Raw genomic sequence first — 26,939 nt, forward strand, 5'->3', positions numbered from 1 at the left:
GCCTCCCCTAGGTCTCCCCCCATCCTCCCTCCAATCGAACGGGGAAGCGAGGGCCGCGTCAGCTCTCGCGCGGCGCCGATCGGCCGCGCGACTCGTGCCGAATGAGCGCTATTCGTGAGGAATAGCGGTCATTCGGCACGAATCGCGGGCGGGTCAGAGCAGCGACTTGGTGTGCCAGACGGTCTTGGTCTCGGTGAAGAACGCGATCCGGTCGAGCGACGGCGCGGCGGCGTCCGGGCCGTTCTCCGGCGGCAGGACGCGCTTCAGGGTGTCGGCCGCCGCGATCTGCAGGTCGATCCACTCCAGCTCGCCCGCACCGACCAGGTCGAGCGCGTTGACGTCGGCGTGCGACGCCAGCCACGGCGCGATCTCGGCAGGCGACCCGGTCAGGATGTTGACCACGCCACCCGGCACGTCGCTCGTCGCGAGCACCTCGCTGAGGCTGATCGCCGACAGCGGGAACCGCTCGCTCGCCACGACGACGACCGTGTTGCCGGCGACCAGCGCCGGAGCGACGGCACTCACGAAGCCGACGAGGCTCGAGTCCTGCGGCGCGACGATCGCGACGACGCCGGTCGGCTCCGGCACCGAGATGTTGAAGTAGGGGCCCGCGACGGGGTTGGCGTTGCCCGCGACCTGCGCGAACTTGTCCGCCCATCCCGCGTACCAGACCCAGCGGTCGATCGCCTCGTCCACCTGCGCCGTCGCGGCGGACGCCGAGACGCCCTCGGTCTCGCGGATCTCGTCGACGAACTGCGCCCGGCGGCCCTCCATCAGCTCGGCGATGCGGTAGAGCACCTGGCCGCGGTTGTAGGCGGTGGCTCCCGACCATCCCGAGACCGCGGCGCGGGCGGCGACCACGGCGTCACGGGCGTCCTTGCGGGAGGCCTTCGCCGCGTTGGCGAGGAATCCGCCCTTCGGCGTCGTCACCTCATACGTGCGACCGGACTCGCTGCGCGGGAACTTCCCGCCGATGTAGAGCTTGTAGGTCTTCGGAACGGCCAGGCGGCTCATTTAGCGGCTCCCTTGCGAGCGAGACGGGCGGGGATGGAGGCGGCGGCCGGCAGCGACCGGCCGGGCACCAGGTAGGCGCCGAGACCGTGGCGGCCGCCCTCGCGGCCGTAGCCGGACTCCTTGTACCCGCCGAACGGGCTGGCCGGGTCGAAGCGGTTGAAGGTGTTCGCCCACACGACGCCGGCGCGCAGCTTGTCGGCGACGGCGAGGATGCGGCTGCCCTTCTCCGACCAGATGCCGGCCGACAGCCCGTACGGGGTGTTGTTGGCCTTCGCGATCGCCTCGGCCGGGGTGCGGAAGGTCAGCACCGACAGCACCGGGCCGAAGATCTCCTCGCGCGCGATGCGGTGGCTCGTCGACACGTTGTCGAAGATGGTCGGCGCGAACCAGAAGCCGTTCTCCGGGATGGCGCAGTCGGCGGTCCAGCGCTCGGCGCCCTCCGCCTCGCCGATGTCGGAGAGCTCGCGGATGCGCTGCAGCTGCTCGGCCGAGTTGATCGCCCCGATGTCGGTGTTCTTGTCGAGCGGGTCGCCGAGGCGCAGCGTCGACAGCCGGCTCTTCAGCCGCTCGACGACCTCGTCGTGGATGCTCTCCTGCACCAGCAGCCGGCTGCCCGCGCAGCAGACGTGGCCCTGGTTGAAGAAGATGCCGTTCACGATCCCCTCGACCGCCTGGTCGATGGGCGCGTCGTCGAAGACGATGTTCGCGGCCTTGCCGCCGAGCTCGAGCGTGAGCTTCTTGGAGGTGCCGGCGACCGAGCGCGCGATCTCGCGGCCCACCGCGGTGGAGCCGGTGAAGGCGACCTTGTTCACGTCCGGGTGGGCGACCAGGTCGCGGCCGGTCTCGCCGGCGCCGGTGACGATGTTGACGACGCCCGGCGGCAGGTCGGCCTGCTGCACGATCTCGGCGAACAGCAGCGCGGTCAGCGGCGTGGTCTCTGCCGGCTTCAGCACGACGGTGTTGCCGGCGGCGAGGGCGGGAGCGATCTTCCACGCCAGCATGAGCAGCGGGAAGTTCCACGGGATGACCTGGGCGGCGACTCCGAGCGCGCGGGGCGCGGGGCCGAGGCCGGCGTGCTCCAGCTTGTCCGCCCATCCCGCGTAGTAGAAGAACCAGGCGGCGACGAGCGGGACGTCCACATCCCGGCTCTCCTTGATCGGCTTGCCGTTGTCGAGGCTCTCGGCGACGGCGAGCTCGCGGGCGCGCTCCTGCACGAGCCTCGCGATGCGGAACAGGTACTTGCCGCGGTCGCTGCCGCTCATGCGCGACCAGACGCGGTCGTAGGCGCGGCGGGCGGCGGCGACGGCCGCATCCACATCGGAGGTGTCGGCGGTCGCGATGGTCGCGATCCGCTCCTCCGTGGCGGGCGAGATGGTCTGGAACGGCGTGCCGTGCCCGTCGACGAACTGGCCGTCGATGAACAGCCCGTACTGGTCGCGGAGGTTCAGGATCGACCGCGACTCGGGAGCCGGTGCGTATTCGAGGAAACTCATGGTCAGGTCAGCTTTCAGTCGATCGTCACGTAGTCGGCGCCGGAGTAGTGGCCGGTGGTCAGCTTCTGCCGCTGCAACAGCACGTCGTTGAGCAGGCTGGACGCGCCGAACCGGAACAGGTGCGGCTGCAGCCAGTGCTCCCCCACCGTCTCGGCGACGGTCACGAGGTACTTGATGGCGTCCTTCGACGAGCGGATGCCGCCCGCCGGCTTCACGCCGATCTCCTCGCCGGTGAGCCGGTGCCAGTCGCGCACGACCTCCAGCATGAGCAGGGTGACCGGCAGCGTGGCGGCGGGCGAGACCTTGCCGGTCGAGGTCTTGATGAAGTCGCCGCCGGCCAGGATGCTCAGCCAGGAGGCGCGGCGGACGTTGTCGTACGTGTTCAGCTCGCCGGTCTCCAGGATGACCTTGAGGTGCGCGTACGTGCCGTCGTCACGGCGGCAGGCCTCCTTCACGGCGACGATCTCGTCGAACACCTGGCCGTAGCGGCCGGAGAGGAAGGCGCCGCGGTCGATGACCATGTCGATCTCGTCCGCGCCCGCGGCCACCGCGTCGGCGGTGTCGGCGAGCTTGACCTTGAGCGACGCACGGCCGCTCGGGAACGCGGTGGCGACCGCGGCGACGTTGACCCCGCCCTGGCCCCCGGCGCGGCGGACCGCTCCGGCGTGGGCCGCACCGAGCGCCTCCACCGCGTACGGGACCATGTCGCCGTAGACGCAGACGGCGGCGGGACGCGGCGTGCCCGGGTCCGACGGATCCGGCGTCAGGGCCTTGGCGACGAGCGAGCGGACCTTGCCCGGCGTGTCCGCGCCCTCCAGCGTGGTCAGGTCGATCAGCTCGATGACGGTGTCGAGCGCCCACTTCTTGCTCGACGTCTTGATGGAGCGGGTGCCGAGCCCGGCCGCGCGCTGCTCCAGGCCGACCGCGTCGACGCCGGCGATGCCGTTCAGGTAGCGCCGGAGCGAACCCTCCGTCAGGTCGCCGCCGAGCACCTCGACGGCGCGGGCCGCCGGCGCGAGGGTGCGCACGGGCGGCGTTGTCTCGATGGTCACGTGTTCCTCCATTGCTACAGGATGTTCTGCGTCGCGGCCGGCGTCGCCTGCGCCGCGGAGCCAGGGTGCGTGCGGCCGAGCAGGTCGTTGGCGGTCGCCTCGTCGGTGATGAGCGTGGTGCACAGGCCGCTGGCGACGACGGCGTGGGCGACGCGGTGCTTCGCCTCCCCCGCGATGACCGCGATGGAGGTGCGGGCCGCTCGCAGCTCGTCGAGGCTGAGACCGAGGGTGCGGGAGTTCAGTTCCGGGTCGGCGACCTGGCCGTCGTCGGTGATGAAGCGGCCGACCACGTCGCCGACGGCGCCCTTCTCGGCGAGCCCGGCCACATCCTCCACCGACAGGTAGCCGGAGTCGACGTGCACCGAGCTGGTGTCGACCACGCCCGCGCTGAACAGGTAGGCGTTCGCGCTGCGGGCGAGCTCCAGCACGCTCTGCACGGAGCGGTCGGCCTCGATCGCGCGGCGGGTGGCGGCGTGCTCGAAGATGGCGGGGCTGGGGAGCAGCGTCGCCGTGCCCTGAGCCTTGCGCGCGATGACGACGGCGGTGTCGGCGGCCGCGGTGGCCTGACGGGTGGACGAGACGCTTCCGTTGATCTGGACCGGGTTGACCCCGACGGCCCAGCCCGGGCGGAGGCGCGCGGCGACGGCGTGCAGCGTGCGGCCCCAGCTCACGCCGAGCGTGCGCGGGACCGGGCGGAGCGTGGTGAGGTAATCGGCTGCGGCCTGAGCGACCCGTCCTTGGACCTCCGAGTCGGACTCGGCGGCCGGCACGACGACGGCGTCGTCCAGCCCGTAGAAGCCGCACAGCTCGCGTTCGAGCGAGAAGCGGCGGGCGCTGGGGTGCACGATCTCGATGCGCACGAAGCCGTGCTCCCGGGCGGCGACCAGCAGACGGCCGACCTTCCAGCGGGAGACGTTGAGCGCGACGCCGATCTCGTCCTGCGTCTTGCCGGCCTCGTAGTAGAGCTCTGCGGCTTTGACGGCGAGGATCTCGTCCGAATCGTTCAGGGCCACCCGTCCAGCTTAGGAACCGCCGCGCAAGCGAGCAACACTTGTGTGGTGCGTGCTCAAATGAGCAGGGACGGTTTCGTTTATCGTTGGGTCGTGCCCGCAGACTCCCACGTCCTCTCCCCTGCCTACGTCCTCGCCGTCGACTTCGGCGGAACCAAGGTCGAGGCCGCCCTCGTCGATGCGGACGGGCGCCTGGTCGAGGGCTCCCGCCACCGCCGGCCGACCGGCCGCGACGCCACGGTGCCGGAGCTCGAGGAGTCGGTCGGCGGCGTCGTCCGCGACGCCTTCGCCGCGCTGCCGGAGGGCGGCAGCGTCGTCGGCGTCGGCATCGGCAGCGCCGGCCCCATCGACCGCACGCGCGGGCTCGTCTCGCCGCTCAACGTCCCGCACTGGCGCGACTACCCGATGCGCGACTTCGTCGCCGGCGTCGCCGCCGGGCTCGGTCTCGACGTTCCCGTGACGCTCGAGATGGACGGCGTCGCCATCACGATGGCCGAGCATTGGGTCGGCGCCGCGCAGGGCGTCGACAACGTCATGGGCATGGTCATCTCGACCGGGATCGGCGGTGGCCTCATCGTCGACGGCCGCGTCATCACCGGGCCGACCGGCAACGCGGGGCACATCGGCCACGTCGAGGTCGGCGACATCGAGGGCGAGGACACGTTCGGCAGCCGGTACGCGCTGGAGGCCATGGCGTCCGGTCCGCACACCGTCGCCTGGGCGCGGCACCAGGGCTTCGCGGGCGCGACCGGCGAAGAGCTGGCGGCCGCGTACGCCGCGGGCGACCCGGTCGCGCGCGAGGCGATCGCCCGCACCGGAACCGCCGTCGGGCACGCCATCGCCTCGGCCACGGCCCTGCTCGACCTCGAGCTCGTCGCCATCGGCGGCGGCTTCTCGCACTCGACGCCCGACCTGTTCGACCACATGCGCACGGTGATCGCGGACCACTACTTCCCGTTCGTCCGCAAGGTGCGCATCGTCCCGTCCGCCCTCTCCTCCGAGGGCCCCCTCATCGGCGCCGCCGCTCTCATCCACCGCGCCCACCTCCTCCCCTAACCCTCTCCCAAGCCAACAGCTCCTGAGTTCTTCGACCAGAATCCGGCGATTCGCTCGAAGAACTCAGGAGCTGTTGGCTTGGGGGTCAGTCCTCGAGGTAGTGAGGGCGGGCGGCGATGGAGCCGGCGACGGCGGCCGCTAGGGCGGTCGCGGTCAGGACCGCGAGGGCGAGGGTCCAGGATGCGGTGAGCTGGTGGAGGACGCCGACGGCGAGCGGGCCGAGCGCGCCGAGGGTGTAGCCGAGCCCCTGCGTGAAGCCGCTGAGAGCGACCGATCCGGCGTGTGTCCGCGTTCGCATGTTGATCAGCACGAGGCAGAGCGGGAACAGCAGCGGCCCGAGACCCGCGAGCGCCACCCACAGCCAGGTCGCCGTGGCAGGCACCAGGATGAGACCGAGGTAGCCGACGACGAAGAACGCGACAGCGACATAGATCAGCAGGGCCACGTTCCGCATCCGCGAGGCGAGCAGCGGCACCAGCAGCCCGGCCGGTATTCCCATTCCGGCATACACCGACAGCAGGGCGCCCGCGTCGAGCGGAGGCACCCCGGCGACGTCGTGCAGGATCTGCGGCAGCCAGGCGAACATCGCGTACGCGTTGAGGCTCGACACCGCGAACAGCACCGCCATCGCCCAGGCCAGCGGCGACCGCCAGACCCGCCCCGCCATCGCCGGCTGCGCGGTCTCGACCTCCACGTCGCTGTCCGGGTGCGCCGGCCGGTGCGAGATCAGGATGCGCAGCCACGGCAGGATCGCCAGCACCGTCACGAGCGCCCACATCCCGACCGAGACGTGCCAGCCCGCCGCGTCCGCCACCGGGACGGCGACCAGCGGCGGCAGCAGCGTGGAGACCGACATGACGGTCGCGTAGAGCGAGGTCACCAGCCCGATCCGGTCCGGGAAGTAGCGCTTGACGAGGGGCGGCAGCAGGACGTTGCCCACGCCCATCCCGGCGAAGGTCACGGCGGAGCCGATCGCGAGCACCGCGAACGAGCCGGCGGATGCGCGCACCAGGTGCCCGGCCAGCATGACCGCGAGGGCGATGACCACGACCGCTTCGAGGCTGAGCCGCCGCGTGAACCGCGGCGCGATCAGGCCGAACAGGGCGAAGCAGACCGGCGGCAGCATCCCGAGCAGCCCGACGCCGATGCTCGACACGGCGAACTCGGTGCGGATCTCGGCGAAGATCGGCGAGAGCGCGGCGACGGCCGTGCGCAGGTTCGCCGCCACGAGCAGGATGCCGAGCAGCGCGATCGCGCGCCCGCGCCAGAGCGGCCGCGCCCCGGCGGCCCGCGGGTCGTCCGTCATCAGGCGGGTTCGCCCGCGTCGTCGGGCTGTGCGGCGCCGAGGAGCTCCCGCGCGCGCTGCACGTCGTCCGCGATCTGCGCGATCAGCGGCTCGACGCCGGTGTAGGCGACCATGCCGCGGATGCGCTCCACGAACGACACCTCGACCGTGTGGTCGTAGAGGTCGAGGTCGCGGTCGAGCACGTACGCCTCCACCTGCTTGTGCGGCACGCCCTCGAACGTCGGGTTGTTGCCGACCGAGATGGCGGCCGGGTACCGCTCCCCCGCGTCCGTCAGCCAGCCGGCGTAGACGCCGTCCGCGGGGACGAGGCCCTCGGACTCGGGCGACAGGTTCGCCGTCGGGAAGCCCAGCTCGCGTCCGCGGGCGGCCCCGTGCACGACGACGCCGCGCACGGTCGGCGCCGAGCCGAGAAGCTCCGCCGCGTGGCGCACATCGCCGTCGGCCAGCAGCTCCCGGATCCAGGTGGACGACACGCGCCTGCCGTGCTCGGGCCGCACGTCGTCGATGAGCTCGACCTCGAAGCCGTACTTCTCGCCCAGCCGCCGCAGCATCGCGACGTCGCCCGCGCCGCGCGCGCCGAACCGAAAGTCGCTGCCGACGAGCACCGCCGCCGCGTGCAGCCGGTCGACCAGGATGGTGTGGACGAAGTCCTCCGGGTCGAGCCCCGCGAGCGCCCGGTCGAACGCCACCATCAGCGTCGCATCGACGCCGGTGGACGCGAGCAGGTCGAGCTTCTGCGCGTTGCTGACGAGCGACGCCGGGCATTTCTCCGGGGCGAGCAGTTCGAGCGGGTTGCGGTCGAAGGTGATGATCGTCGAGGTCAGCCCGCGCTCGGCGGCGACGGCCCGCAGCCGGTCGATCACCGCGCGGTGGCCGGTGTGGACGCCGTCGAACTTGCCGATCGTGACCGCGCTCGGACCCCACCCGTCCGGGATGTCGGCGACCGCGCGGAAGACCCTCACGAGCCCGCTCCGGTGCTGCTCGGCTCGGCCCGGCCGTCCTCCGGCCGGTGGCGGCTCAGCCACAGCATCCCGAGCACCGGGAGGACCAGCGGGATGAACAGGTAGCCCATCCCGTACACCGACCACACCGTGGCGTCACGGCCGAACGGGTCGATGTCGTGCAGGCCGAGCACGGCGGGCGCGAACAGGCTCAGCGTGCCGATGACGAGCACGCCGGCGAACTCGAAGCCGATGGTGATCCAGGCCACCCGGTACCAGACGCGCCCCGGCGCGACGAGCGCGATGGTCGCGACGATGTAGACCGCGGCGGAGAGCGCCGAGAGCGTGAACGCGACGGGCGCCTCGTGGAAGCGGTCGATGATCTGGAACACGCTGCGCCCGGTGGCCGCCAGGGCCAGCACGCCGTAGACGAAGACCAGCACGCGGCCGACGCCGGACATCCGCCGCCGGGGAGGCTCTGGGTCGGAGTTCGTGCGCGCGGACATGGTGTGGTGGGACATCGCTTCGATTCTATTTGCGTCCGGAGGGCTCACGCGCCCTGCACGAACCAGATCTGCCCCATCCTGTACACCATGACGGCGATGGCGAGGCAGACACCGCCCAGGATGACGGTGCTCCAGCGGTTGCGCTCGACGAGCGCCCAGAACCCGCCGGCGAGGGGCAGGATGATCGCCGAGATGAGGTAGATGTAGAACTCCGCGAGGCTGCCCGACGGCGGGTTGCCGGCGAGCGGGGCGATGATCGCGATGACGAGCTGCACGAGCAGCAGCAGCTCGACGACCGCGACGGCGCCCATCGAGACGTCTCCGGGCAGCCGGCCCGCGAGGCCGAGGATGAGGCACAGGATGCCCGCGGCGCAGGCGACGACCACCTGCACCGTCGTGAACCACTCGATCATGCCGGGCTGACCGCTTCGTCCGTCGGGAAGTTCACGAGGGTCCTTGCTTCCTTTCCGCGGAACTCGACCAGCCCCACCAGCGCGCCGTTCGGCGCGACCGCGGCGACGGGCTCGCCGCCGGGTCCCTCCCGGTCGGCGACGTGGATGCGTCTCCCGTGCGTGAGGTCGATGGCCTGCTGCTCCGTGAGGTCGAGCCGTTCGAACAGCCGTGTGGCCGCATCCACCGCCGGCACGAGCGCCGCCGCAGGATCGAGCGTAGCGAGGTCGTGCGCGTCCCGCACGTGGAAGGCGCCGACCCGGCTGCGCCGGAGCGCGATGAGGTGGCCGCCGACGCCGAGGCCGGCGCCCAGGTCGCGCGCGAGCGAGCGGATGTAGGTGCCCGAGGAGCAGACGACGCGCACGTCGAGGTCGATCGCGCCCGCCTCCCGTCTCGTGTCGAGCAGCTCGAACTCGGCGACCGTGACGGCTCGCGCCTTCAGCTCCACCTGCTCGCCGGCCCGCACCCGCGCGTACGCGCGCTTGCCGTCCACCTTGATCGCGCTCACCGAGCTCGGCACCTGGTCGATCTCGCCCGTGAGCTCGGCGATGCCTGCGGCGATCGCGTCGGCCGCGACCGCATCGAGCGCCTCCTGGCCCGCGGGCTCGAGCAGCTCGCCCTCCGCGTCGTCGGTCGTCGACGCGGCGCCGAGCCGGATGGTCGCGAAGTACTCCTTGTCGGCGCCGACGATGTAGGTGAGCAGCCGCGTGGACGAGTTCAGGCCGACGATGAGGAGGCCCGTCGCCATCGGGTCGAGCGTGCCGGCGTGGCCGACCTTCCGCGTGCCGGCGGCCCTGCGTACGCGCGCGACGACGTCGTGGCTGGTGAGACCCGCGGGCTTGTCGATCAGGATGAGTCCGCTGCCGGTCACGCGCGCTCGCCTTCGTCGCCCTGGACCTCGAGCACCAGCTGCAGCTTGGTGCGGAAGGTGCACTCGATCAGCTCGGTGGCGGCGTCGTCCTTGCCGTAGTCGTCGGTGAGCCGGAGGCCGAGCAGCGTGTTCAGCAGCATCCCCTCGGCGAGGAAACCGCGCGCCTCCTCGGGATCGAAGCCGGCCTCCTCGCGCAGCAGCCGGTAGATGGTCAGGAACCCGCCGCGGGCCTTCGCCCCGATGCTCGGGTCCTGGCCCATGCTGAAGGCCTGCATGAGCGAGAGCAGCAGTCCGCGGTCCTCGATCAGGTTGACGTACGCCAGCCCCAGCCGGCGGCCGATCTCGCCGTGCTCCGGGTTCTTGCCGACGGGGTAGCCGGGATCGGTCGCGGCGGGAGACCCCTCGGCCTTCCACTGCGCGATGGTGTCGGTGAAGGCGACGAGCAGGCGGTCGAGCGAGCGGGTGAGGACGCCGACGAAGAGGTTCTCCTTGCCCCCGAACATGCGGACGACGTAGGGCTGGCTGATCCCGGCCGCCTTCGCGATCTGGTCGGTGGTCGCGCCGAAGTAGCCGCGCTCGCCGAACACCCGGCTGGCGGCTTCGAGGATCTGCTCCCGGCGTTCGGCCGAGGGGATCCTCTCGCTGATCTTGTCCGTCACGCTTGACAGGTTATCAGTCGATTACTAATGTCAGCTCTTGTAATCATCCGATAACAACAACTGGAGGCGCGCAATGTCCGCACCCCTCGCCGTCGCCCGGCGCATTCCGGTCTGGCTCGCGATCGTCGCGGCCTCGCTGCCGATGTTCATGGCGACGCTCGACAACCTCGTCGTGACCAGCGCGCTGCCGGTCATCGCCCGCGACCTCAGCGCCTCCATCGAGGAGCTGCAGTGGGTGGTCAACGCCTACACACTCACCTTCGCGACCCTCATGCTCATGGCCGTGGGGCTCGGCGACCGTCTCGGCCGGCGCTCGGTCTTCCTCGCCGGCATCGCCGTCTTCACGCTCGCCAGTGCGGCGGCCGCGCTCTCGACCGAGCCATGGCAGCTGATCGCCGCCCGCGCGGTGCAGGGCGCCGGGGCCGCGGCCCTGCTCCCGCTCTCGCTCACCCTCCTCGCCGGCAGCGTCAGCGAGCGGCTGCGGCCGGCCGCGATCGGCATCTGGGGCGGCATCTCGGGCCTCGGCGTCGCCCTCGGACCGCTCATCGGGGGCGCGGTGGTCGAAGGATGGAACTGGCAGGCGATCTTCTGGCTCAACGTCCCGCTCGGCGTGATCGCCGTCCCGCTCGTGCTGCTCGCCCTGCCGAACAGCTTCGGGGAGCGCGTGCGCGCCGACGTCATCGGCCTGCTGCTCGCCGCACCTGGGGTGCTCGGGGTGGTCTGGGGCATCGTCCGCGGCAACGACGCGGGATGGGGCAGCGCCGAGGTGCTCATCCCCCTGATCGCGGGCGCGGCCCTGCTGGTGGCCTTCGTGCTCTGGGAGAGCCGGGCTCAGGCTCCGCTGCTGCCGCTGCGGCTGTTCCGCGACCGGAGCTTCACCGTCGCCAACCTGGTCGGCGTCACCTTCAGCTTCGGGATCTTCGGTGCGATCTTCATCCTGATCCAGTTCCTCCAGGTGGTGCAGGGCCACACTCCGCTCGAGGCCGGCGTGATGACGATGCCGTGGACTCTCGCTCCGATGGTGGTCGCACCGCTGACCGGGCTGTTCTCCGCCCGCACCGGCACGCGGCTGCCGGTGGTGGCCGGGCTCGTGCTGCTCGCCGTGGCGATGGGCTGGATCGCGGCGACGCTCTCGGCGACGCTCCCCTACTCGGAGATGTGGCCGCCCTTCCTGCTCGCCGGCATCGGCATGGGCCTCGTCTTCGCCCCCAGCTCGACGGCCGTGCTCGCCAACATGCGCCCGGCCGACCACGCGAAGGCCTCCGGCACCAACTCGACGCTGCGGGAGGTCGGGGTCGCGCTCGGCGTCGCCGTGCTCACTGCGGTGTTCACCGGCGCCGGCGGCACGCTGACGCCGACGGGATATGTGGATGCGGCCATCCCCGCGGTCTGGGTCGGCGCCGGGGTGCTCGCGGCGGCGGCCGTGATCGCCCTCGCCCTGCCGAGCCGCCGGGCCGCCCGCGCCGCCGCCGCAGCCGCCGCGCCCACTACCGAGTCTCCCGTCGAGGCGCCGGCCGAGGCCGCCGCCGAGACTCTCGCGACCGCCGAGCCGGCCCCCGTCCTCGCCGACTGACGCATCCATGGGGCGCAACACGCCGTCAGCCCGCCCGGCTGACGGCGTGTTGCGTCCCACAGGTTCACCTGGTTGCCGCGACACGCCGTTCCGGCGGCCGACGCGGCGGCGTGCCGCGTCAACCAGGTGAGGCGCTGCGCGCGGATAGGCTGGAACGCGTGCGTATCGGCGTGATCGGAGCGGGAGCCATCGGCGGCACGATCGCGGCGCTGCTCGACCGCGTCGGGCACCTCGTCGAGGTCACCGCCCGCGGGGAGCAGCTCGCCGCCATCCGGGAGTCCGGCATCCGGCTCGACGGAGGCTGGGGCGCCCACACCGCGCGGGTGTCCGCCGCGGAGACGCTGCAGACGCGGCCGGAGCTCGCCTTCGTGTGCACCAAGGCGCAGGACGCCCCCGCCGCCATCCGCGCCAACGCCGCGCTGCTCGACGGCATCACCGTCGTGGTCGTGCAGAACGGGCTCGCCGGGCTGGCCGAGGCCGAGCGGCTGCTCCCCGGGTCCGACTGCGTCGGCGCCCTGGCGCTGTACGCCGCGAGCTACCTCTCCCCCGGCCGCGTCACCGTCACGACCCCGGCGAACACCTACCTCGGCGCCGGCGATGGCGCTGCGCCACCGGCCGCGGTCGACGCCGCCCGCATCCTGGACGCCGCCATGCCCGCCTTCGCGATCGACAACTTCACCGGCGCCCAGTGGACGAAGCTGATGGTCAACCAGATCAACGCCCTCCCCGCGATCACCGGGCTGAGCGCGCAGGAGGTCCTCGGCGACCGCCGCCTGCGCGCGATCGTCACGGCGAGCCTCCAGGAGGCCACCCGCGTCGGCTTCGCCCGGGGCGTGCACTACGGCAGCATCCAGGGACTCGACGACCGCATCCTGCGCTTCGTCGCGCGCGCGCCGCGCTGGGCCGCGCAGGCGGTGCCGCTGCTGATGAAGCGGCGGATGGGCGCGACGCCCAACCCGGGCTCGACGCTGCAGAGCCTCCGCCGCGGGCAGCTGACCGAGATCGACTACCTCAACGGCGCCGTCGTCGAGGAGGCGGGGCTCGCTGGGACGGAGGCGCCCGTCAACGCGGCGATCACTGCCCTGGTGCATGAGGTCGAGCGGTCGGGCGCGTTCCTCGCGCCGGACGTGGCGGCCGACCGGATGCGGCCGGTCCTCGAGTCCTGAGTCAGCGCGCCGCCCAGCGCGGCTGCGCCGGATCCGATTCGTCGACCAGATGCGTGGCGTGCTCGCGCGGGTGAGCATCCTCCACATACGCCTCGGTCTGAGGGACGTTCACCAGCAGCACCGAGGCGTTCCAGTCGCCGCGCAGTGCCGGCCGCAGCGGGAACTCGCCGTCGACGACGAGTACGGCGTCGGGCCCGGCGGTCAGCCAGCGCGCTTCGACCGGCTGGTCGCGTGCCTCGTCGAAGGAAGCCGTCTGGAATCCCGCGCTCCCGCCGAGCCGGAACGGGTCGAGCAGCACCCGGCGCAGGGCGACCAGGTCGTACGCGTCGCGGTAGTAGCCCTCCGGCGTCTCCGGCCCCAGGCGCGTCCGGTAGGCGCGGGAGGTGTGGAAGCCGGCGAGGGAGGCGCGGAACGTGTCCGCACCCGCCTCCCGGAACACCGCAGCGAGGTCGTCCGCGAACCCCGTCCCGCCGATCCGTCCTCCGTCGACCGCGACCACCACACGCCCGGCGGGCGAGTCGCGCCGGATCGCGGAGACGAGCTGCCGCACGAACAGCACGCGCGGCGTCGGCGGAAGCATCATGCGACGAGCATAGGCCGCCGCACCGGTTAGCCTCGATGCATGCACGACTACGCCGGGACGGTGGTGGCCTGGTATCAGGAGAACCGCAGGGACCTCCCGTGGCGCCGCGACGGCTTCACCCCGTGGGGCACGCTGGTCAGCGAGTTCATGCTGCAGCAGACCCCGGTCAGCCGTGTCATCCCCCGGCTGGAGGAGTGGCTGAGCCGCTGGCCGACTCCGGCCGACCTCGCGTCGGTGCCGCCCGGCGAGGCCGTCCGGGCCTGGAAGTCGCTCGGCTACCCGCGGCGCGCGCTCTGGCTGCACGCGGCCGCGGTGACGATCACCGAGCGGCACGGCGGGGTCGTGCCGGACGACGTGGACGCCCTGCTCGCCCTCCCCGGGGTCGGCGACTACACGGCCCGCGCGGTGGCGGCCTTCGCGTACGGCGAGCGGCATCCGGTGGTCGACACCAACATCCGCCGGGTCATCGCCCGCACCGTCGACGGTCAGGCGGAGCCCGGTCCGCCGAGCACCCGCCGCGACCTGGCGGCGATGGAGGCGCTCCTCCCGGAGGAGCGCGACGCGGCCGCCGCCTTCAACGCCGGGATGATGGAGCTCGGCGCGATCGTCTGCGTCGCGCGCACGCCGCGCTGCGACTCCTGTCCGCTTTCCGACCGCTGCCGTTGGCGCCAGGCCGGCTACCCGGAGTACGAGGGACCGACGAAGGGCAGGCAGAAGCGCTACGAGGGCAGCGACCGCCAGGCGCGCGGGCGGATCCTCGCGGAGCTGCGGGCCTCGCACACCCCCGTCCCGGCCGGAGAGCTCGCCGCCGTCTGGCCGGACCGCGAACAGGGCGAGCGGGCGCTCCAGGGTCTGGTCAAGGACGGCCTGGCCGTCGAGACGGTGGGCGGCTACACACTGCCCTAGCGGTTCAGGGCTGCTCCGGGGTCCGGGCGAAGGCCGCCGCGAGGGCGTCGAAGAGCTTCCGGCGCTCGGCCAGTGCCCGCGGGCGGGTCCGCAGGCCGCGCAGCGCCTCCCAGCCGTCCCACGCGAGCAGGTCCCTGCCGTCGACGGCGAGCGTGCGGCGCAGGACGTGCTCCGGCACCTGCTGCGGGTCCGGCGCCTGCAGCGCGGGGAGCAGCGCGTCGTAGCGCTCCGAGAGCACACGCGACGACGGGTCGACGCGAGCGATGAGCACCACGCCCGTCGGTGCGGTGTTCACCGGGACGACGACCAGATCCGGCCGCTCGGCGCGGAGCAGCTCGACGACCTTGTACACGTCGCCCGCCCACGAGTCGGTGTACCGGTCGCGGGCGGCCTCGTGCACCGACCGCGGCATCATGTCGTCGAGGACGACGATGCTCGTCGGAGAGGTCAGGCGCTCGACGTTGAGGAAGTCGCGGTAGGCGAACTCCGCAAGGTGCATCCCGTCGACGAAGGCCAGATCGAGCGGGAGGCCGTCGAGGTGCTTCTTCGCGCGTCCGGAGGCGAAGAAGTCGTCGCTCGTCTCGCGCGCGAGCAGCAGGTCCGCGTGCAGCGGGTTGGTGATGTGGAACGCCGGGTCGATGCCGATGGTCTTGGCCGACGAGAGCGTGAGCGAGCGCCCGTCGTCGACCCCGATCTCCAGGTAGCTGCGCGGCTGGAGTGCCGCGTGCAGACCGGCCAGGAACTCGTGCCGGGTGAGGGTCGGGGCCGGGAACTGCGATTCGTCCCACGGGTAGACGGGGTAGCCGCTCGGCGCGATCTCGTAGGCCGCCGGCTCGGCCTCCGCCTCCCGCTCCTTCGGCGCGATCCACCGGGCGAGCGACGCACGGGCGGAGCCCTCCGCATCGACCAGGCGGTCGACCCGCTCCGGACCGATCAGGGGCGAGAGCGTGTTCCGGACGGCGTTCCTGAGAGTCACGCATGCCAGGATACCGGCGCGCGGAGAACTGTCACGCGAACACGAGCGGGTCCCAGTCCTGGATGCGGGAGCGGTGGACGAGGCCCTCCGTGACGAACGGGTCGCCCGACCGGAACCGCTCCGCCGCCTCCCGAGAGCGGAAGATCGCCATGGATCCCTGGGTCGCCGGGTCGCCGAACGTCCCGATCATGAGCACCTCGCCGCCCTTCGCGAACTCGTCCAGGTAGGCGCGGTGGCGGGGGTAGGCCTCCACCAGGCGCTCGAAGTGCTCCGGACCGGCGTCGGGGTCGGCATCGTAGAACGAGACGGCGAACATGCCGTCATGCTACGACCGGTCCGACCCCGGCGGGAGGTCAGTCCTCGTCGTCGTCCTCGTCGAGCTCGCGCGGCTTGACGTACGGGTCCTCGTCACCGGCGTACGTCGCGGTCGCGGCGAGCCCGGCCACCTCGGTGTCGCGCTCGCGCGCCTCGCGGAGCAGGTCCTCGATGTGGGCGGCGTTCTCCGGGATCGCGTCGAGCTGGAACTCCAGCGTCGGCGTGAGGCGCGCGGTGATGTTCTTGCCCACCTCGCTGCGCAGCATGCCGGTGGCCGCCTTGAGCGCGGCCGCACTGTCCTCGCGCTCCTGCTCGGTGCCGTACACCGTGTAGAAGACGGTCGCGTGCTGCAGGTCGCCGGTCACCTGGACGTCCGTGATGGTCACGAAGCCCAGGCGCGGGTCGCGCAGGCCGCGGTCGAGCCGCTTGGCGATGATCTCCTTGATCCTGTCCGCGAGCTTCCTCGCGCGTGCCGGATCGGCCATGAGTTTTTCTCCCTTCGAGCACGATGGCCGGTGGCGTCAGCCACCGGCCATCGTTCGCGACTAAACGCGGGGCTTCTCGCGAAGCTCGGTCGTCTCGATCTCGTCGCCGATCTGGATGTCGTTGTACTTGCCGAGGCCGATACCGGCCTCGAAGTCCGTACGGACCTCCGTGACGTCGTCCTTGAACCGGCGCAGCGACTCGATGGCGAGGTTGTCCCCCACCACGACGCCGTCGCGGATGACGCGCGCCTTGGCGTTGCGCGTGATGGTGCCGGACCGGACGATGACACCGGCGATGTTGCCGAACTTCGAGGAGCGGAACACCTCGCGGATCTCGGCCACACCGGACTGGACCTCTTCGAACTCGGGCTTGAGCATGCCCTTCAGCGAGTTCTCGATGTCCTCGATGGCGTTGTAGATGACCGAGTAGAACCGGACATCCACACCCTCGCGGGCCGCACGCTCGCGCGCCTTCACGTCCGGGCGGACGTTGAAGCCGATCACGATCGCGTTGTCGATCGTCGCCAGGTCGATGTCCGACTCGGTGATCGCGCCGACACCGCGGTGCAGGATGCGCAGCGACACCGACTCGTCGACCTCGATCTTCATGAGCGACTCCTCCAGCGCCTCCACGGCACCGGACACGTCGCCCTTGATGATGAGGTTGAGCGCCTCGACCTTGCCCTCCTCCAGGGCCCGGGTGAAGTCCTCGAGCGAGATGCGCTTGCGGGCCTTCGCCAGCTGCGCGTTGCGCTCCGCGGCCTCACGCTTCTCGGCGATCTGACGCGCGGTGCGGTCCTCCTCGGTGACGAGGAAGACGTCGCCGGCGCGCGGGACGCTGGAGAGACCCTGCACCTGGACCGGACGCGACGGGGCGGCCTCGAAGACGGCGTCGCCGTTCTCGTCGGCCATCGCGCGGACACGGCCGTAGGCGGTGCCCGCCACGATCGCGTCGCCGACCCGGAGCGTTCCGGACTGGATGAGCACGGTCGCCACGGCGCCGCGGCCCTTGTCGAGCTTCGCCTCGATCGCGACACCGCGTGCGTCCTTGTTCGGGTTCGCACGGAGGTCCAGACCGGCGTCCGCGGTCAGCAGCACGGCGTCGAGCAGGTCGTCGATACCGACGTTGTTGCGGGCGGAGACGTCGACGAACAGGACGTCGCCGCCGTACTCCTCCGCCACCAGACCGAACTCGGTGAGCTGCTGACGGACCTTCGCCGGGTTGGCGTCGGGCTTGTCGATCTTGTTCACCGCGACCACGATCGGCACGTTCGCCGCCTGGGCGTGGTTCAGCGCCTCGATGGTCTGCGGCATGATGCCGTCGTCGGCCGCGACCACGAGGATCGCGATGTCGGTGACCTGCGCACCACGGGCACGCATGGCGGTGAACGCCTCGTGACCCGGGGTGTCGATGAAGGTGATGGCACGCTCGATGCCGTCGTGCTCCGTCCACACCTGGTACGCACCGATGTGCTGGGTGATGCCGCCGGCCTCGCCCGCGACGACGTTCGCGTTGCGGATGGCGTCGAGGAGGCGCGTCTTACCGTGGTCGACGTGGCCCATGACGGTGACGACCGGGGGCCGGATCTCGAGGTCCTCGTCGGACTCGCCCTCCAGCTCGGCGTCGAGGTCGATGTCGAAGCCCTCGAGCAGTTCGCGGTCCTCGTCCTCGGGCGAGACGACCTGGATCTTGTAGCCCAGCTCCTCGCCGAGCACCTCGAAGGTGGCCTCGTCGAGCGACTCGGTCGCGGTCGCCATCTCTCCCAGGTGGAAGAGGACGGTGACCAGCGACGCGGGGTTCGCGTCGATCTTGTCGGCGAAGTCGGAGATCGAGGAGCCGCGACGCAGCCGGATGACGGTGTCGCCGTTGCCGCGGGGTACGCTCACGCCGCCCAGCGACGGGGCCTCCCGCATCTCGAATTCCTGGCGCTTCGCGCGCTTCGACTTGCGGGCCTTGCTCTTGCCGCCACCGCGGCCGAACGCGCCGGCCGTGCCGCCGCCCGGTCCACGACCGCGACCGCCGCCGCCACCGGGGCGCGGGCCGCCGAAGCCGCCGCCCGGACGCTGGAAGCCGCCGGCCCCTGCGCCTGCTCCTGCACCGCCGCCGCTGCCGGGGCGCTGCTGGAAGCCGGGACGGCCGCCGCCACCGCCACCGGGACGACCGGGACGGTTGCCGCCGCCGCCCTGGCCGGGCGCGCCGATACGGGGCGAGCCGGGACGCGGCGGGGTCGGACGCGGGATGTTGCCCGGGCTCGGGCGCTGGCCCATGCCCTGCGACGACGAGAAGGGGTTGTTGCCGGGCCGCGGCGGGCGCTGACCCATCCCCTGGTTCGACGAGTACGGGTTGTTGCCGGGGCGCGGCGCGCTCGGGCGCGGGATGCTGCTCCCGCCGGGGCGCGGCGCCGCGGGCTTCGTGGCGTCGGGGGTCGCGGCCTTCGCCGGACCGCCGGACGTGCTCGCCGCCGCCGTCTCGGCGGCAGCCTTCTCGGCAGCGGCCTTCTCGGCGGCCGCCTTCTCGGCAGCGGCCTGCCGCTCGGCGACCGACATCGGCGCCTGCGGCTTCGGGCCGGCGTCGGCCTCCGGTGCGCTGGCCGCCGGCGGGCGGGGAGCCGAGGGGCGCGGCGCCTGCGACGGCGCCTTGGGCGCGGCGGTCGCCTTGTCGGCGGACGGCTTCGCACCCTCGGCCTCCAGGGCGGCACGCAGCTTGCGGGCTACCGGGGGCTCGATGCTGGAGGACGGTCCCTTGACGAACTCGCCCATCTCCTTGAGCTTCGCGAGCGCGACCTTGCTGTCGACGCCGAGCTCGCTCGCGACCTCATGTACGCGTGGTTTTGCAGCCACAATTCTCCTGTCTGGGGCCCACCCCCGGACAGGGGCAGGCGTTAGTAGCGGACGGATCTCATTTCGAGCCGCTCATCGGTTGTCACTCATGTGAAGTCAACTTCTTCAGCCTGTTCTAATGAATTGCGACCGGATGGCCGCGGTGTCGATGGCCCCCTCCACGCGAAGCGCCCGCCCGAAGGCCCGGCGCTTCTCTGCGAGGTCGAGACACTTGACGACCGGATGCAGCCACGCACCCCGTCCCGGCAGGGTGGCGGACGGGTCCGCCACGAGTACCGATTGCTGGACGACGACCCTCCGAAGAGAGGACCGGGGAGCGCGAGAACGGCATCCGACGCACGTTCTGACGGGTTCCATCCTACTCCTCTCGGCGCCCGGCGCCGAACGGACGGACCCGTACATGTCGATGAACGCCGGGACGACTCCCGGAATTCCGCTTCAGTCCCGGTCGAGGATCGAATCCGGCTGGATGTCGATCTTCGCGCCCGTCAGCTTCGCGGCGAGCCGCGCGTTCTGGCCCTCCTTGCCGATGGCGAGGGACAGCTGGTAGTCGGGCACCAGGGCGCGGACGGCCTTCAGCGACTCGTCGATGACGAACGCGCTGGTGACCTTCGCCGGGCTCAGGGCGCTGGAGACGAACGTCGCCAGGTCGGGCGAGTAGTCGACGATGTCGATCTTCTCGTTGTTCAGCTCGGCGGTCACCGCGCGCACGCGCTGACCGAGCTCGCCGATGCAGGCGCCCTTCGCGTTCACGCCGGGCTCGGTCGCCCGCACCGCGATCTTGGTGCGGTGCCCGGCCTCGCGCGCCAGCGACACGATCTCCACGACCCCGCTCGCGATCTCCGGCACCTCGAGCGCGAACAGCTTGCGCACGAGCGCCGGGTGCGTGCGCGACACGGTGATCGACGGACCCTTCGGGCCCTTCGTCACGCTCGTCACGTAGACGCGGATGCGGGAACCGTGCGCGTACTCCTCGCCCGGCACCTGCTCCTCCGGCGGGAGGATGGCCTCCACCGAGCCCAGGTCCACGTGGATCATCCGCGGGTTCGGGCCTTGCTGGATGACGCCGGCGACGATGTCGCCCTCGCGTCCGCGGAACTCGCCGAGCACGGCGTCGTCGGCGATGTCGCGCAGCCGCTGGTTGATCACCTGCTTGGCCGCGAAGGCCGCGATCCTGCCGAAGTCGCTCGGGCTGTCCTCGGCCTCGCCGATGATGTTGCCCTCCTCGTCCCGCTCGGGGACGTAGACGGTGACATGCCCGGTCTTGCGGTCGAGGTGCACGCGAGCGGCCGGCGGCTGGTCGCTGTGACCGTGCCGGTGGTCGGCCTGGTTCGTGTGCTTCAGGTACGCGGTCAGGATGGCCTGCTCGATGATCTGAACCAGCTCGTCGAACGGGATCTCCTTCTCGCGCTCCATCAGACGCAAGACGCTGAGGTCGATGTCCATGCCGGCCTCCTCTGTTCAGATCTCGCCGCCGCGCGACAGCGCGGCGGACTCAAACCTCTAGGGTACCCGAGATTCCGCGAGACCCGAACGCCGGGTACCGTTCACGGCATGACCTCCCCCACCCGGGTCGCCTCCCGAGTCGAACGCTCCCCCGCCGTCCGCATCCTCGCCCGCGTCGGGCTGGCCGCGATCGGCGTGCTCCACATCCTGATCGGCGTCATCGCCCTGGCCGTCGCCTCCGGCGCCGGCGGCAGCGCGGACCAGTCGGGCGCCCTCCAGGCCCTCGTCGCCGTCCCCGGCGGGCTCTTCGTGCTCTGGGCCGTCATCGTCGGGCTGATCTTCCTCTCGCTCTGGCAGATCCTGCAGGCCGTGACCGCTCGCAGGGCGGGCCAGAAGGTCACCGAGGCCGCGAAGTGCGTCGTCTACGCGGCACTGGCCGGCATCGCGATCTCGATCGCCGCGGGCGGCAGGCACAACTCGTCGTCCTCCGAGAAGACGGCGAGCGCGCAGCTGCTCGGGATGCCCGGCGGTGTCTTCCTGCTCGCCGCCGTCGGCCTCGTCGTCGTCGCCGTCGGTGTCGTGTTCGTGTTCAACGGCGTCACCCACCGCTTCGAGCGCGACCTCCGGCTGCCGCCGAACCGCTGGGCGACCGTGACGACGACGCTCGGCCGCGTCGGGTACGTCGCGAAGGGGGTCGCCCTGGTCATCGTCGGCGGCCTCGTCGTCTTCGGCGCGATCACGTCGGACCCCGAGAAGGCCGGCGGCCTGGACGGCAGCCTGAAGGCGCTCATCCAGGTGCCGTTCGGCGTCTTCCTCCTGGTGCTCATCGCGCTGGGGCTCATCGCCTACGGGCTCTTCTGGTGCGTGCGATCGTACGCGTCGCGCCTCGCCGAGCCGTGAGCCGCCGCCCTCCCGGTCCCTGCTAGTCCCCCGCCCCGGCGAACTGCGCGTTGTAGAGCGAGTAGTACGCGCCCCCGCGCGCCAGCAGCTCGCTGTGCGTCCCCTGCTCGACGATGCTGCCCGCCTCCATCACCAGGATGAGGTCGGCGTCCCGGATGGTCGACAGCCGGTGCGCGATGACGAACGACGTGCGGTCGGCCCGGAGCGCGCTCATCGCCTTCTGCACCAGCAGCTCGGTGCGGGTGTCCACCGAGGAGGTGGCCTCGTCGAGGATCAGCACGCTCGGCCGGGCGAGGAACGCGCGGGCGATGGTCAGCAGCTGCTTCTCGCCCGCCGAGATGTTCGAGCCCTCGTCGTCGAGCACGGTGTCGTAGCCGTCCGGCAGGGAGTGCACGAAGCGGTCGACGTAGGTGGCGCGGGCCGCATCCAGCATCTCCTCCTCGGTGGCGTCCGGCCGCCCGTACAGGATGTTGTCGCGGATGGTGCCCTTGAACAGCCAGGTGTCCTGCAGCACCATGCCCATCCGGCTGCGCAGGTCGTGCCGGGTCATGCTCGCGATGTCGACGCCGTCGAGCGTGATGCGGCCGCCGTCGAGCTCGTAGAAGCGCATCATCAGGTTGACCAGGGTCGTCTTGCCCGCACCGGTCGGCCCGACGATCGCCACGGTCTGGCCCGGCTGGGCGACCAGCGACAGGTGCTCGATCAGTGGGGTGTCCTCGACGTAGCGGAACGAGACATCCTCGAACGCCAGCAGCCCGCGCGTCCCTTCCGGGCTCTCCGGCGGCTGCGGGTCGGCCGACTGCTCGTCGGCGTCCAGCAGCTCGAACACCCGCTCCGCGCTGGCGACGCCCGACTGCAGCAGGTTCGCCATCGACCCCAGCTGGGTGAGCGGCTGCGTGAACTGGCGGGAGTACTGGATGAACGCGGTCACGTCGCCGAGCTGCATCATCCCGCTCGCCACCTGCAGGCCGCCGACGACCGCGATCGCGACGTACATCAGGTTCCCGACGAACATCATCGACGGCATGATGAGCCCCGAGATGAACTGCGCGCCGAAGCTCGCCCGGTACATCTCCTGGTTCTTCTCCCGGAAGCGCGCCTCCACCTCGCGGTGGCGGCCGAACACCTTCACCAGCGAGTGGCCGGTGAAGGCCTCCTCGATCTGGCCGTTCAGCTCGCCGGTGTGCCGCCACTGGGCCACGAACAGCTTCTGCGAGCGCTTGGCGATCACCGTCGTGATGACGAGGGTCAGCGGGATGGTGACGAGCGCGATGACCGCGAGCAGAGGCGAGATCACGAACATCAGCACGACGACGCCGATCACGGTCAGAAGGGACGTGAGCAGCTGGCTCATCGTCTGCTGCAGCGACTGCGAGATGTTGTCGATGTCGTTCGTGACGCGGCTGAGCAGCTCACCGCGCTGCATCCCGTCGAAGTACTTCAGCGGCAGGCGGTGGAGCTTGTCCTCCACGTCCGCGCGAAGCCGGTACACCGTGCGCTGGGTGATGCCGTTCAGCACGTACGCCTGCAGGTAGCTGAACAGCGACGACAGCACGTAGAGGGCGAGCACCCAGAGCAGCGTCTGGCCGACGGCCGTGAAGTCGATGCCGGCGCCCGGGGTGAAGGTCGTGCCCGAGAGCAGGTCGGCGAACTGGTTCTGCCCCTGCGCCCGCAGGCCGTCGATGACCTGCTGCTGCGTCATCCCCTTCGGGAACTGGAGCGAGAGCGCGCCGGCGAACACCAGGTTGACCGCGTTGCCGAGCAGCTTCGGTCCGAGAACGGCGAACGCCACCGAGATCACCGCGAGCGCCGTCACGGCGACCAGGGCCAGTCGCTCCGGCCGGAGGCGGCCGAGCAGCCGCTTGGCGCTCGGCCCGAAGTTCAGCGACTTCTGGACGGGCATCCCCATCCCGCCGAACGGGCCGCCGCCCGGTCCCCGGCGGACAGGGGGTCCGGGAGGGCCCGCGGGCCGGGCCGGTGCCGTGGTCTTCTCGCTCATCCCCTGCTCTCCTTACGCCGCGTCCTGGGCGGCGAGCTGCGACGACACGATCTCCGCGTACGTCGGGTTGCTCTCCACGAGCTCGTCGTGCGTGCCGGTGCCGACCACGCGGCCGTCCTCCAGCACGATGATCAGATCGGCATCCACGATCGTCGACACCCGCTGGGCGACCACGATCATGGTCGCGCCGGCGACGTCCCGGGCGAGGGCGGACCGCAGGCGGGCGTCCGTCGCGGTGTCGAGCGCCGAGAACGAATCGTCGAAGACGTAGATCTCGGGCTTGCGCACCAGCGCCCTCGCGATCGCCAGGCGCTGCCGCTGGCCGCCGGAGACGTTGGTGCCGCCCTGCGCGATCGGCGCGTCCAGCTTCTCCGGCATCGCCTCGACGAAGTCGCGCGCCTGCGCGACCTCGAGCGCGTGCCACAGCTCGTCGTCGGTGGCGTCCGGGTTGCCGTAGCGCAGATTGGAGGCCACCGTGCCGGAGAAGAGGTAGGGCTTCTGCGGGACGATGCCGATGCGCGACCAGAGCAGCTCCGGGTCGAGCTCGGCCACATCCACCCCATCGACCAGGACGATGCCGCTGGTGGCGTCGAACAGCCGAGGGATGAGGTTCACCAGCGTCGTCTTGCCCGCTCCGGTGCTGCCGATGATCGCCGTGGTCCTGCCGGGGTGCGCCAGGAACGTCACATCGGTGAGCACCGGATGCTCGGCTCCGGGATACGAGAAGCCGACGTCGACGAACTCCACCGTCCCGTGCACGCTCACCTCGGTGACCGCGTCGTCGGCCGCACGGACGGACGGCTCGGTGCCGAGCACCTCGCCGATGCGGTCGGCGCACACCGACGCCCGGGGCACGAGCACGGCCATCATCGTCGACATCATCACGCCCATCAGGATCTGCATGAGGTACTGCAGGAAGGCGGTCAGCGTCCCGATCTGCAGCGAGCCCTCCTGCACGCGGAAGGCGCCGAACCAGATCACCGCGACGCTCGAGACGTTGAGCACGAGCATGACGATCGGGAACATCAGCGCGAACAGCCGCCCCGCCTTGAGCGCGGTGTCGGTCACCTCGTCGTTCGCGACGCGGAACCGCGCCGTCTCGACGTCCTCCCGCACGAACGCGCGCAGCACGCGGATGCCGCTCAGCTGCTCCCGCAGCACGCGGTTGACCCGGTCGATGCGGTCCTGCATGCGCCGGAACAGCGGCACCATGCGCGCGATGATGATGCTCACCGCCACCAGCAGCGCCGGGACGCTGACCGCGATCAGCCAGGAGAGGTCCAGATCCTGCTGCATCGCCAGAACGATGCCGCCGACGGCCAGGATGGGCGCGGAGACCAGCAGGGTGCACGTCATCATCACGAGCATCTGCACCTGCTGCACGTCGTTGGTGTTGCGGGTGATCAGCGACGGTGCACCGAAGGCGGACACCTCGCGCTCGGAGAACTCGCCGACGCGGTGGAAGATCGCCTCACGCAGGTCGCGGCCGACCAGCATGGCGACCTTCGCCCCGAAGTAGACCGCCGTGATGGCGCAGGCGATCTGCACGAGCGTGACGCCGAGCATCTCCGCTCCCACCGAGAGGATGTACCCGGTGTCGCCCTTGGCGATGCCGTTGTCGGTGATGGCGGCGTTCAGCGTCGGCAGCCAGAGCGACAGCAGCGACTGCGCGAGCTGGAAGACGACGACCCCGATGAGGAGGGGCCAGTGCGGCCGGAGGAACCGGCCGAGCAGTCTCAGGAGCATGATGCCTCCGTCGGAGTGGTCGGGAACGTGACGTGCGGGGAGGTGCCGGCGATGCCCACGAGCACCATCCGGGCCAGGTCGTCGATGCTGAACTCGATCCCCTCGTTGAGCGCGGGGAACGCCGCGGAGAAGGTGATCAGGCGGAGCAGGTGCGCCACGCGCTCCGGGGGCCAGTTGAGCTCGTGCGTCTCCGGCTCGAGGACGCGCGCGATGATCCGGGCGAACTCGCCGCGCTCCTGGGGGACGGGCGGGCGCTGCGGGCCGATCACCGGCATCAGCCGCATGACCTTCTGGAACCGCTCGCGCAGCAGGTACAGGATGGCGCGGACCTTGTTCTCCAGAGGGAGCGCGGGGTCGATGCTGCGCAGAGCCTCGCGCAGCGGCTCGGGGTCGAGGTAGGTCTCGATGGCCGCCTGGACCAGGCTCTCCTTGTCGCCGAAGGCGCGGAAGATCGTGCCCTCGGCGATGCCCGCCGCCTCGGCGATCTGGCGCGAGGTCACGCCGCGGCCGTGCTCCAGCAGCAGCGGGATGACGGCGTCGACGATCATCGCTTTGCGAACGTCGGCCGCCATCGGCTGGGCGCGCGTGCGCGGGGCCTCGGTCTGGGCGTCGCTGGTCACGCGCTCACTCTACGCGGAGTGAGTACTCACTCACAAGCGTCCGTGTTATGCGACGGCGAAGATCTCCGAGATCGCGGCCACCTCGTCCGGCGTCGGCTGCCATGCCGTCGCGGCCTCGGCGTTCGCAACGATCTGCTCCGGCTTCGTCGCGCCGGCGATGACGCTCGTCAGGCCGGGCTGGGCGAGCAGCCAGGCGAAGGTGGCGGCCAGCATCGAGACGTCGCGGTCGTCGCAGAACGCCTGGAAGCGCTCGATCCGATCCCACGGGGCCTCGTCGAGCAGGTGCTTGCGCAGCTGCATGATGCGGCTGTCGGCCGGGCCGCCCTCCCGGGTGAACTTGCCGGTGAACAGCCCGTTGTAGAGCGGGAAGTACGGCAGGAAGCCGAGGCCGTAGCGGTTCGCCGCCGGCAGCACCTCGCGCTCGGCGTCGCGCACCAGGAGGCTGTACTCGTTCTGGGCCGAGATGAACTTCGGGTGGCCGCCCAGCTGCGCGGTGAACTCGGCCTCGGCGATCTCCCAGCCGGACAGGTTCGAGTGGCCGATGTAGCGGATCTTGCCCTCGGCGATGAGGTCGTCGAGGGTCGCCAGCGTCTCCTCGATGGGGGTGTGCGGGTCGGGACGGTGCAGCTGGTACAGGTCGATCCAGTCGGTGCGCAGGCGGCGGAGCGAGCTCTCGACAGCGAGACGGATGTAGCGCCGGGAGCCGCGGACGCCCCAGTCCGGTCCGTTGACGCCGGCCATGTCCATCCCGAACTTGGTGGCGAGCACGATCCGGTCGCGCTTGCCCTCGAGCGCCTTGCCCATGAGCGTCTCGGAGAGGCCGCGCTCCTTGCCGTAGATGTCGGCGGTGTCGAAGAACGTGACACCCGCGTCGATGGCGGCGCCGATCACCGCGTCGGTGCCCTCCTGCGTCTCGGTCGCGGTGTCCTTCCGGCCGAAGTTGTTGCAGCCGAGGCCGACGGTGGAGACGATGAGTCCGGAGCGTCCGAGGGTGCGGTATTCGATGTTCGCCATGCTCCGAGTCT

General features: G+C 71.3%; 26 protein-coding genes. 5 read left to right on the top strand and 21 right to left on the bottom strand.

The window, feature by feature from the left end; translation table 11 throughout:
- Nucleotides 1-153: 153 nt before the first annotated feature.
- From HNO83_RS05105 to HNO83_RS05120, 4 genes are read right to left on the bottom strand one after another with little or no spacing between them, the layout of a single operon-like run.
- Nucleotides 154-1,014, bottom strand: a complete 861-nt coding sequence (locus tag HNO83_RS05105; protein ID WP_175336439.1) for an aldehyde dehydrogenase family protein — start codon at nt 1,012-1,014, stop codon at nt 154-156.
- A complete protein-coding gene (locus HNO83_RS05110) occupies nt 1,011-2,507 on the bottom strand; it encodes an aldehyde dehydrogenase family protein (protein ID WP_175336440.1) in 1,497 nt (498 codons plus the stop codon). The genes HNO83_RS05105 and HNO83_RS05110 overlap by 4 nt, the downstream gene beginning before the upstream one ends.
- Before the next feature lie 14 nt (nt 2,508-2,521).
- The gene (gene deoC, locus HNO83_RS05115) at nt 2,522-3,559 is read right to left on the bottom strand and encodes a deoxyribose-phosphate aldolase (RefSeq protein WP_175336441.1); all 1,038 of its coding nucleotides are present in this window, start codon (nt 3,557-3,559) and stop codon (nt 2,522-2,524) included.
- Between the two features lie 14 nt (nt 3,560-3,573).
- Nucleotides 3,574-4,572: a sugar-binding transcriptional regulator gene (locus HNO83_RS05120; protein WP_175336442.1), complete on the bottom strand. Its 999-nt coding sequence runs from the start codon at nt 4,570-4,572 to the stop codon at nt 3,574-3,576.
- A gap of 90 nt (nt 4,573-4,662) precedes the next feature.
- Between HNO83_RS05120 and HNO83_RS05125 the strand changes: the two genes are divergently transcribed.
- Nucleotides 4,663-5,625, top strand: a complete 963-nt coding sequence (locus HNO83_RS05125) for an ROK family protein (RefSeq protein ID WP_175336443.1) — start codon at nt 4,663-4,665, stop codon at nt 5,623-5,625.
- An 85-nt stretch (nt 5,626-5,710) separates the two neighbouring features.
- On the opposite strand, the gene HNO83_RS05130 is transcribed toward HNO83_RS05125, so the two are convergent.
- From HNO83_RS05130 to HNO83_RS05155, 6 genes are read right to left on the bottom strand one after another with little or no spacing between them, the layout of a single operon-like run.
- Nucleotides 5,711-6,931, bottom strand: a complete 1,221-nt coding sequence (locus HNO83_RS05130) for an MFS transporter (protein ID WP_175336444.1) — start codon at nt 6,929-6,931, stop codon at nt 5,711-5,713.
- On the bottom strand, nt 6,931-7,893 hold the full coding sequence (locus HNO83_RS05135) for a bifunctional riboflavin kinase/FAD synthetase (protein ID WP_175336445.1): 963 nt from the start codon (nt 7,891-7,893) through the stop codon (nt 6,931-6,933). Before HNO83_RS05135 ends, HNO83_RS05130 begins: the two co-directional genes overlap by 1 nt.
- Entirely contained in the window at nt 7,890-8,393 is a 504-nt protein-coding gene (locus tag HNO83_RS05140; RefSeq protein WP_175336446.1) for a hypothetical protein, read from the bottom strand. The genes HNO83_RS05135 and HNO83_RS05140 overlap by 4 nt, the downstream gene beginning before the upstream one ends.
- A 29-nt stretch (nt 8,394-8,422) precedes the next feature.
- Nucleotides 8,423-8,791: a hypothetical protein gene (locus tag HNO83_RS05145; protein ID WP_175336447.1), complete on the bottom strand. Its 369-nt coding sequence runs from the start codon at nt 8,789-8,791 to the stop codon at nt 8,423-8,425.
- Nucleotides 8,788-9,699: a tRNA pseudouridine(55) synthase TruB gene (gene truB, locus HNO83_RS05150; RefSeq protein WP_175336448.1), complete on the bottom strand. Its 912-nt coding sequence runs from the start codon at nt 9,697-9,699 to the stop codon at nt 8,788-8,790. Before truB ends, HNO83_RS05145 begins: the two co-directional genes overlap by 4 nt.
- Nucleotides 9,696-10,358 carry a TetR/AcrR family transcriptional regulator gene (locus tag HNO83_RS05155; RefSeq protein WP_175336449.1) on the bottom strand — a complete coding sequence of 221 codons (663 nt, stop codon included), beginning with the start codon at nt 10,356-10,358 and terminating at the stop codon, nt 9,696-9,698. The genes truB and HNO83_RS05155 overlap by 4 nt, the downstream gene beginning before the upstream one ends.
- A 73-nt stretch (nt 10,359-10,431) precedes the next feature.
- Between HNO83_RS05155 and HNO83_RS05160 the strand changes: the two genes are divergently transcribed.
- On the top strand, nt 10,432-11,931 hold the full coding sequence (locus HNO83_RS05160; protein ID WP_175336450.1) for a DHA2 family efflux MFS transporter permease subunit: 1,500 nt from the start codon (nt 10,432-10,434) through the stop codon (nt 11,929-11,931).
- A gap of 158 nt (nt 11,932-12,089) precedes the next feature.
- The gene (locus HNO83_RS05165) at nt 12,090-13,097 is read left to right on the top strand and encodes a ketopantoate reductase family protein (RefSeq protein ID WP_175336451.1); all 1,008 of its coding nucleotides are present in this window, start codon (nt 12,090-12,092) and stop codon (nt 13,095-13,097) included.
- A gap of 1 nt (nt 13,098) precedes the next feature.
- Here the strand turns inward: HNO83_RS05165 and HNO83_RS05170 are convergent, their stop codons facing one another.
- Nucleotides 13,099-13,680, bottom strand: a complete 582-nt coding sequence (locus HNO83_RS05170) for a nucleoside/nucleotide kinase family protein (protein ID WP_175336452.1) — start codon at nt 13,678-13,680, stop codon at nt 13,099-13,101.
- A gap of 39 nt (nt 13,681-13,719) precedes the next feature.
- Between HNO83_RS05170 and HNO83_RS05175 the strand changes: the two genes are divergently transcribed.
- Nucleotides 13,720-14,586, top strand: coding sequence for an iron-sulfur binding domain-containing protein (locus HNO83_RS05175; RefSeq protein WP_175336453.1), 867 nt, complete (start codon nt 13,720-13,722; stop codon nt 14,584-14,586).
- Between the two features lie 4 nt (nt 14,587-14,590).
- Here the strand turns inward: HNO83_RS05175 and HNO83_RS05180 are convergent, their stop codons facing one another.
- The 6 genes from HNO83_RS05180 to nusA form a co-directional block, all read right to left on the bottom strand.
- Entirely contained in the window at nt 14,591-15,562 is a 972-nt protein-coding gene (locus HNO83_RS05180; RefSeq protein ID WP_217498742.1) for a class I SAM-dependent methyltransferase, read from the bottom strand.
- Nucleotides 15,563-15,593: 31 nt separating this feature from the next.
- Nucleotides 15,594-15,878, bottom strand: a complete 285-nt coding sequence (locus tag HNO83_RS05185) for a YciI family protein (protein WP_175336454.1) — start codon at nt 15,876-15,878, stop codon at nt 15,594-15,596.
- A gap of 37 nt (nt 15,879-15,915) precedes the next feature.
- Entirely contained in the window at nt 15,916-16,362 is a 447-nt protein-coding gene (gene rbfA, locus HNO83_RS05190; RefSeq protein WP_175336455.1) for a 30S ribosome-binding factor RbfA, read from the bottom strand.
- A gap of 60 nt (nt 16,363-16,422) precedes the next feature.
- Nucleotides 16,423-19,203: a translation initiation factor IF-2 gene (gene infB, locus HNO83_RS05195; protein WP_175336456.1), complete on the bottom strand. Its 2,781-nt coding sequence runs from the start codon at nt 19,201-19,203 to the stop codon at nt 16,423-16,425.
- 105 nt (nt 19,204-19,308) lie between these two features.
- Nucleotides 19,309-19,605, bottom strand: coding sequence for a YlxR family protein (locus HNO83_RS05200; RefSeq protein ID WP_349627078.1), 297 nt, complete (start codon nt 19,603-19,605; stop codon nt 19,309-19,311).
- 36 nt (nt 19,606-19,641) lie between these two features.
- Nucleotides 19,642-20,649, bottom strand: a complete 1,008-nt coding sequence (nusA, locus tag HNO83_RS05205; protein WP_175336458.1) for a transcription termination factor NusA — start codon at nt 20,647-20,649, stop codon at nt 19,642-19,644.
- 108 nt (nt 20,650-20,757) lie between these two features.
- Here nusA and HNO83_RS05210 point away from each other — a divergent pair, with 108 nt between their 5' ends.
- A complete protein-coding gene (locus HNO83_RS05210; RefSeq protein ID WP_175336459.1) occupies nt 20,758-21,549 on the top strand; it encodes a DUF1206 domain-containing protein in 792 nt (263 codons plus the stop codon).
- 22 nt (nt 21,550-21,571) lie between these two features.
- Here the strand turns inward: HNO83_RS05210 and HNO83_RS05215 are convergent, their stop codons facing one another.
- The 4 genes from HNO83_RS05215 to HNO83_RS05230 are packed head-to-tail and all read right to left on the bottom strand — an operon-like array spanning nt 21,572 to nt 26,928.
- Nucleotides 21,572-23,548: an ABC transporter ATP-binding protein gene (locus tag HNO83_RS05215; protein WP_283810062.1), complete on the bottom strand. Its 1,977-nt coding sequence runs from the start codon at nt 23,546-23,548 to the stop codon at nt 21,572-21,574.
- Nucleotides 23,549-23,560: 12 nt separating this feature from the next.
- On the bottom strand, nt 23,561-25,294 hold the full coding sequence (locus HNO83_RS05220) for an ABC transporter ATP-binding protein (protein WP_175336460.1): 1,734 nt from the start codon (nt 25,292-25,294) through the stop codon (nt 23,561-23,563).
- Nucleotides 25,285-25,914 carry a TetR/AcrR family transcriptional regulator gene (locus HNO83_RS05225; protein ID WP_349627079.1) on the bottom strand — a complete coding sequence of 210 codons (630 nt, stop codon included), beginning with the start codon at nt 25,912-25,914 and terminating at the stop codon, nt 25,285-25,287. Before HNO83_RS05225 ends, HNO83_RS05220 begins: the two co-directional genes overlap by 10 nt.
- Nucleotides 25,915-25,959: 45 nt before the next feature.
- On the bottom strand, nt 25,960-26,928 hold the full coding sequence (locus HNO83_RS05230; RefSeq protein WP_175336461.1) for an aldo/keto reductase: 969 nt from the start codon (nt 26,926-26,928) through the stop codon (nt 25,960-25,962).
- Between the last annotated feature and the right edge of the window lie 11 nt (nt 26,929-26,939).

The sequence above is a fragment of the Leifsonia sp. C5G2 genome (assembly GCF_013359685.1).
Classification (GTDB): domain Bacteria; phylum Actinomycetota; class Actinomycetes; order Actinomycetales; family Microbacteriaceae; genus Leifsonia.

Coding starts and splice junctions, on each gene's coding strand:
- HNO83_RS05170 (WP_175336452.1), bottom strand. CDS start 13,680: ATGATGCTTCCGCCGACGCCGCGCGTGCTGTTCGTGCGGCAGCTCGTC.
- rbfA (WP_175336455.1), bottom strand. CDS start 16,362: ATGGCCGATCCGGCACGCGCGAGGAAGCTCGCGGACAGGATCAAGGAG.
- HNO83_RS05230 (WP_175336461.1), bottom strand. CDS start 26,928: ATGGCGAACATCGAATACCGCACCCTCGGACGCTCCGGACTCATCGTC.
- nusA (WP_175336458.1), bottom strand. CDS start 20,649: ATGGACATCGACCTCAGCGTCTTGCGTCTGATGGAGCGCGAGAAGGAG.
- HNO83_RS05210 (WP_175336459.1), top strand. CDS start 20,758: ATGACCTCCCCCACCCGGGTCGCCTCCCGAGTCGAACGCTCCCCCGCC.
- HNO83_RS05200 (WP_349627078.1), bottom strand. CDS start 19,605: ATGTACGGGTCCGTCCGTTCGGCGCCGGGCGCCGAGAGGAGTAGGATG.
- HNO83_RS05160 (WP_175336450.1), top strand. CDS start 10,432: ATGTCCGCACCCCTCGCCGTCGCCCGGCGCATTCCGGTCTGGCTCGCG.
- HNO83_RS05185 (WP_175336454.1), bottom strand. CDS start 15,878: ATGTTCGCCGTCTCGTTCTACGATGCCGACCCCGACGCCGGTCCGGAG.
- HNO83_RS05105 (WP_175336439.1), bottom strand. CDS start 1,014: ATGAGCCGCCTGGCCGTTCCGAAGACCTACAAGCTCTACATCGGCGGG.
- HNO83_RS05145 (WP_175336447.1), bottom strand. CDS start 8,791: ATGATCGAGTGGTTCACGACGGTGCAGGTGGTCGTCGCCTGCGCCGCG.
- HNO83_RS05215 (WP_283810062.1), bottom strand. CDS start 23,548: ATGAGCGAGAAGACCACGGCACCGGCCCGGCCCGCGGGCCCTCCCGGA.
- HNO83_RS05175 (WP_175336453.1), top strand. CDS start 13,720: ATGCACGACTACGCCGGGACGGTGGTGGCCTGGTATCAGGAGAACCGC.
- HNO83_RS05220 (WP_175336460.1), bottom strand. CDS start 25,294: ATGCTCCTGAGACTGCTCGGCCGGTTCCTCCGGCCGCACTGGCCCCTC.
- HNO83_RS05140 (WP_175336446.1), bottom strand. CDS start 8,393: ATGTCCCACCACACCATGTCCGCGCGCACGAACTCCGACCCAGAGCCT.
- HNO83_RS05110 (WP_175336440.1), bottom strand. CDS start 2,507: ATGAGTTTCCTCGAATACGCACCGGCTCCCGAGTCGCGGTCGATCCTG.
- HNO83_RS05130 (WP_175336444.1), bottom strand. CDS start 6,931: ATGACGGACGACCCGCGGGCCGCCGGGGCGCGGCCGCTCTGGCGCGGG.